At 59.2% G+C, this 1,229-nt stretch carries 1 protein-coding gene; it reads right to left on the bottom strand.

What is annotated here, in order from left to right; all coding sequences use genetic code 11:
• On the bottom strand, window positions 1-549 hold a 549-nt coding region (locus FY112_RS37805; protein ID WP_246700683.1), incomplete at its 3' end, for an alpha/beta hydrolase.
• Window positions 550-1,229 lie beyond the last annotated feature (680 nt).

The following is a 1,229-nucleotide window of genomic DNA, read 5'->3' as shown; positions in this document are numbered from 1 at the left end:
GATGACCGGTTCCAGGACCTTCGCGCCCGGCCGGTTGAAGCTGTAGAACGGACCGGCCGGCAGATCGTAATAGAACTGCGCGCGATTGGCGGCGAGCTGCTTGCGCAGGCCATCGAAGACTTCGATCGGCAGGCCACCGGGATTGGCTTCGGTCTTCACCATGATCGGCGGCACGGCGCCGATGATCACCAGCTTGGCGACGCGGCCCTGCGGCTGGCCATGGCGGGCGACATAATGGGTCGCTTCGCCGCCGCCGGTGGAGTGGCCGACATGGACGGTATTCCTGAGATCGAGATGCTCGACGACGGCTGCGGCATCGGCGGCGTAATGGTCCATGTCATGACCGTCGCCCACCTGGGTCGAGCGGCCGTGGCCGCGCCGATCATGGGCGACGACGCGGTAGCCCTTCTCAAGGAAGAACAGCATCTGGGCATCCCAGTCGTCGGAGCATAGCGGCCAGCCGTGATGGAACATGATCGGCTGGGCGTTCTTCGGCCCCCAATCCTTGTAGAAGATTTCGACGCCGTCCTTGGTGGTAACCGTGCTCATCTTTTGGCTCCGTTGGTTGGGGTTGGTTGGATTAGTGCGGTCAGAAGTTTGCGCCGTTGCCTGCAGAATTGGCAAGGCCACGAGCGCCGTTGGGCCGGAGGCTAGGGGCAAGAAGGTCGCGCCTGATCAACCCGAATATGTTGATGTGCTTATTGAATGCCTCTTTCTATTCTATTGATATGACAGAAGTTTGTATTGCCTTCGCGAGATGGGTATAGCACCCGTCCATTTCGCATGACGCGGGGGCCGGGTGATCCTCGCCTGGCTGCTTCGCGCTGCGAACATTCCTTTATCCACTGTATCTCGGCTGTCGGCCAACTCAGGCTAATCCACGGTGACTGATCTAACGGCGAACGTCTGTAATGAGCCATTTTTTTGATATTCGTTCAATATATCCGTCCGGGTAGTTCAATATATCTGTCCGGGGTAGGTATGTTCGCGCTCTCCGTTGCGCCGCGTGCATGCCGCTGCCGGCGCTCACTTGAACACGGTTCATCGGCCAACCATCTAATCCTCATTACAACAGCGCCATGGCGGACCGTCGCAACCGCGACGGCTTCGCCGGCGGCGGGACGGCCGTTACTGCCGCCTGAGGATCAAATAATGGGTTACATGGATAAGGACATAGCGCCTCAGAATGACGGGGCGCTGATCGATGCCTATTCGCAATCGATCGCAGC

Source organism: Rhizobium sp. PEPV16 (genome assembly GCF_008919455.1).
In the GTDB taxonomy this organism is placed as follows: domain Bacteria; phylum Pseudomonadota; class Alphaproteobacteria; order Rhizobiales; family Rhizobiaceae; genus Rhizobium; species Rhizobium leguminosarum_Q.
Note: the sequence above shows the minus strand (reverse complement) of the source record. Positions and strands in the feature narration are given on the sequence as shown.